Raw genomic sequence first — 3825 nt, 5'->3', positions numbered from 1 at the left:
CCCTGGCCCTGATCAATACGCTGTATGCAGAAGGCCCGGTGCGCAACCGCGCGCTGGCAATCTGGAGCATGGCCAGTGCGGCGGGCCTCGCGCTGGGGACGCTGCTGGGCGGCGTGCTGACCCAGGCGTTCGGCTGGCCGGCGGTGCTGGCGGTGATCGTGCCGTTGGCCACGGCCTGTGCGGTCGCCGCGGGCGCGTGGCTGCCGGCCGATGGCCCGCGCGTGCGCGGCCGTTCCTTCGATCTGGCTGGTTGCCTCACCGTCACCGCCGGCGGCAGCCTGCTGGTCACCACCCTGGTGCAGGGGCCGGAATGGGGCTGGGCCGCACCGGCCACGCTCATCTGCCTGTTGCTGTCAGCCGTGCTGCTGACGGTGTTCGTACAGATCGAAAAGCGCAGCCGCGACCCGCTGATGCAGTTCGCGCTGCTGCGCCTGCCCGGCCTGCGTGCAGCACTCGGCCTGACCTTCGCGTTCATGAGCAGCTATGGCGTGCAGTACTACTTCCTGGCGCTGTACTTCCAGGATGGCTATGGCTGGAGCCCGCTGCAGGCCGGCATGGCCTTTCTGCTGCCGACGCTGGTGTGCACCTTCGGCATCCGCATTGCCGAGCGCATGCTGCAGCGCCGTTCGCCGCGGCAGGTGCTGGCTTGGGGCTTCGCCGCCGGTGCAATCGGCATCACCGCGGTGGCGCTGGCGATGCCGCACGGCGCCAGCTACTGGCCGCTGCTGCCCGGCATCGTGGTGCTCAGCGTGGGCCAGGGCATGAGCTGGACGGCGATGTGGATCGTGGCCGGGCAGGGCGTGCCGGGGCCGCAGCAGGGTGTGGCGTCCGGCATGGCGGCTACCGCACAGCAGATCGGCGGCGCGTTGGGACTGGCAGTACTGGTGATGGTGGCCAACGCCGCACGCGGCACGCAGGCGGCAACCAGTCCTGATGCCCTGCAGGGCATGATCAATGCACAGTACGGCGCAGCGCTGTTTGCCGCGCTCGGCGTGGTCATCGCGCTGGGCCTGCGTCCGGCACGGGTAGACTGCAGCTCTCCCGACGCCCTGCCAAACGACGCATGATTGCACTGCTGGATCTTCGCCAGACGCTGGACGCGTTTGCCGCCTGCAATGACGACCACGACGTATGGGCGTCGTTCGGCTGGGTGCATGCCAGCGAGGGCGATCTGCTGGCGGCGCGTTTCTGGTTGCCGGCAGATGAAGACGCCGCGTTCGATGATGACGGTGAAGTGCCCGAGGCCGTGCAGGCGCTGGGCCTGTCGGCCTGCCTGGAACCGGCCACGTTCGCTGACGTACTGGATGTGCAGAAGCGCCAGCGTCCGCTCTCATCCCTGCAGGATTACGCCGAAGCGCTGGCGTACTACGCCGAGTACGACGCCTTCCTGCAGGTGGACGGTGTCGATGAAGCGCTGGGCGAGGCGGGTGCCGCCGAGCAGGACGCTGCGCGCGCAGCCGGTGTCGGGCCGGGCATCTTCGCCGCGTTCGAGTTGACGCTGGCGTGTGCGGGCGAACAGGTCAAGGCTGCGGCACAGCGCGTCGCGCAGCTGCTCGACATTCCGGTGGGCGAAGCGCTGGCACGCTGTCGCGCGCTGCCGGTGTTGCTGGGTGAAGCACTGGATCGGCGTCGTGCGCAGGCGATCAAGGACGATTTTGAAGCGATCGGCGTCCGCGTGCAGGTGCGCGGATTCAAACCGTTCCCGTGGATGGATGTTCCCGTGCTGCGTTGACGAAAATCATCCACGCATGGCGTGGATCTACTGGGAACCGGCCTCGTTCTTTCTTTTCGCCGAATGCGGATGTCCGCCAGCGCTGCAGTAGATCCACGCCATGCGTGGATGGGGGTTATCCCRACGCCAACAACTGCGGCTGCAAGGCGCTGAAAATACGCGCCAGCCGCTCCGCCCATGCATGCTGCCCGGCGGCATCGGCGATCAGGTCCTGGCGGATTTCCAGTTCCACATGCACCAGGCCGCGACCTTCGCCATGCACGGGCACCGCGTAGTCGCTGCTGCTGTTGACCGAATACGGTTCGTTGTCGCCCACCGCCAGGTCGCCTTCATCGCGCAGTGCCTGCAGCAAGGCGTGGGCAAAGCGTGTGTCCTGGTGGTACAGCACGCCGGCGTGCCAGGGGCGCTGCATGCCGTTCATCACCGGGGTGAAGCTGTGCATCATCACCAGCAGCGTCGGCCGTCCCGTATCGCGGCGCGCATCCAGTTCGGCATCGATGCGTGCATGGTAGGGCGCGTGGATCGCATCGATGCGCTGCTGCCGCTGCGCGGGCGACAGCCCGGCATTGCCCGGCACCAGGGTGTGGTCGCTGACCTCGGGAATCAGCGTGGGCGAAACCAACGGCCGGTTGCAGTCGAWCAGCAGCCGCGAATAGGTCTGCTCGATCGCCCACGCATCCAGCCGCTCGGCCAATGCACGGGTGGTGCCGCCGATGCCGATGTCCCAGCCGATATGCCGGTCCAGTTCGGCCTGCGGCAATCCAAGGTCGGCCAGTGCACGCGGCACCTGCTGGCCGGCATGGTCGGCCAGCAGCAGGAACGGTGAGGCGCCCTGCGCACGGTGCACGCTGAAGATCGCCGGATCGTCGGCGCCCAGCAGTGCCTGCAGCATGTGCAGGCCGGCGTCAGCCACGGGGCCGGCCGTCCAGGTGGTGCTCGATCATCCACAGGCCGGCCCACAGCTTGGCATCGGCTTCATAGCCTTCGGCCATTTTCTGCACCAGCCAGGCGGCCGCCTGCGTGCGCGGCACTTCATGCACGGTGATGTCCTCGCTCTCGTCGCCGCCGCCTTCGCCGATGCGACGCAGGCCGGTGGCACGCACGAAGGCGATCTTCTCGCTGCTGGCACCGGAGGAGGTGGGGCCGATCATCAGCACTTCGGCGTGCTCGGCGGTCCAGCCGGTTTCCTCTTCCAGCTCGCGTACAGCGGAAACTTCGATGGACTCGCCCGCATCGATGTCGCCGACCAGCCCGGCCGGCATCTCGATGGTSKWSGCCTGCAGCGGCACSCGGAACTGYTCGACGAACAGCACSTTGTCCTCSGGGGTGACGGCAATGATGATTGCGGCCAGGCCGCCGGCGTGGGTGCGTTCGCTGTATTCCCAGCTGCCACGCACGACCATGCGCTGGTACTTGCCTTCGTAGACGACACGCGGTGCTTCGGTGTTGCGCTGGCTCATGCGGGCTCGCTGGAAGTAGGGACGGGGTCGGAAATGCCGGCGGCACTGAACAGCCGGCGGCGGGTCATGGGGCCGAAGCGCAGGGTCTGGCACAGGCCGCCGAGCACCTCTGGATCGGCCGCCTGGCGCGGCATGCCGGGCTGGCAACCTTCCAAGGGTGCGTCCAGGGCGATGGTGGTCAGCTGGCGCCAGAGCTGGGCGTGCTCGCGCTGCTCGCGCAGGCGCACGGCCATCTGCGCCGCGCCGCGCAGGCGCAGGAACGGCACTTCGTCCAGGCGTTCGTACAGCACGTCCATGCTGCCGAAATGGGCCAGCAGCACGGCCGCCGACTTGGCGCCGACACCGCTGATGCCCGGAATGTTGTCGACCGCATCGCCGCACAGCGCCAGGTAATCGGCGATCTGGTGCGCGTGTACGCCGTGCCGGGCCTTGACCCCGGCCACGTCCCAGCGCTGGTTGCGTGCGTAATCCCATTGCTCGTCATGGTCGAGCAGCAGCTGCGACAGGTCCTTGTCGGCGGAAATGATCACGCCGCGATGGCTGCTGCGGTGGCCATGCAGGGCGCTGCCGATCAGGTCGTCGGCTTCGTAATCATGGTGGGCAAGCACCGCCAGGCCGAGCGCTGCGCACAAC

The 3825-nt window shown here is 68.0% G+C and carries 5 protein-coding genes; 2 read left to right on the top strand and 3 right to left on the bottom strand.

Annotated elements, in window-relative coordinates:
- Both AC1VAN_RS14550 and AC1VAN_RS14545 read left to right on the top strand, forming a co-directional pair.
- Positions 1-1067, top strand: a 1067-nt coding sequence (locus AC1VAN_RS14550; protein WP_480986059.1) for an MFS transporter, incomplete at its 5' end; no start/stop codon positions are given.
- Positions 1064-1732 carry a DUF7716 domain-containing protein gene (locus AC1VAN_RS14545; protein ID WP_032977482.1) on the top strand — a complete coding sequence of 223 codons (669 nt, stop codon included), beginning with the start codon at positions 1064-1066 and terminating at the stop codon, positions 1730-1732. The genes AC1VAN_RS14550 and AC1VAN_RS14545, both read left to right, overlap by 4 nt.
- A 115-nt stretch (positions 1733-1847) precedes the next feature.
- On the opposite strand, the gene AC1VAN_RS14540 is transcribed toward AC1VAN_RS14545, so the two are convergent.
- The 3 genes from AC1VAN_RS14540 to AC1VAN_RS14530 form a co-directional block, all read right to left on the bottom strand.
- Entirely contained in the window at positions 1848-2645 is a 798-nt protein-coding gene (locus tag AC1VAN_RS14540) for an N-formylglutamate amidohydrolase (RefSeq protein ID WP_480986058.1), read from the bottom strand.
- Positions 2638-3192, bottom strand: a complete 555-nt coding sequence (locus AC1VAN_RS14535) for an NUDIX hydrolase (protein WP_480986057.1) — start codon at positions 3190-3192, stop codon at positions 2638-2640. The genes AC1VAN_RS14540 and AC1VAN_RS14535 overlap by 8 nt, the downstream gene beginning before the upstream one ends.
- The coding region (locus AC1VAN_RS14530) for a 5'-3' exonuclease (RefSeq protein WP_480986056.1) at positions 3189-3825 on the bottom strand (637 nt) is incomplete at its 5' end. The genes AC1VAN_RS14530 and AC1VAN_RS14535, both read right to left, overlap by 4 nt.

The organism is Stenotrophomonas sp. 05L44_2 (assembly GCF_056665995.1).
This window is presented reverse-complemented; position numbering and strand designations above follow the sequence as displayed.

Coding starts and splice junctions, on each gene's coding strand:
- AC1VAN_RS14545 (WP_032977482.1), top strand. CDS start 1,064: ATGATTGCACTGCTGGATCTTCGCCAGACGCTGGACGCGTTTGCCGCC.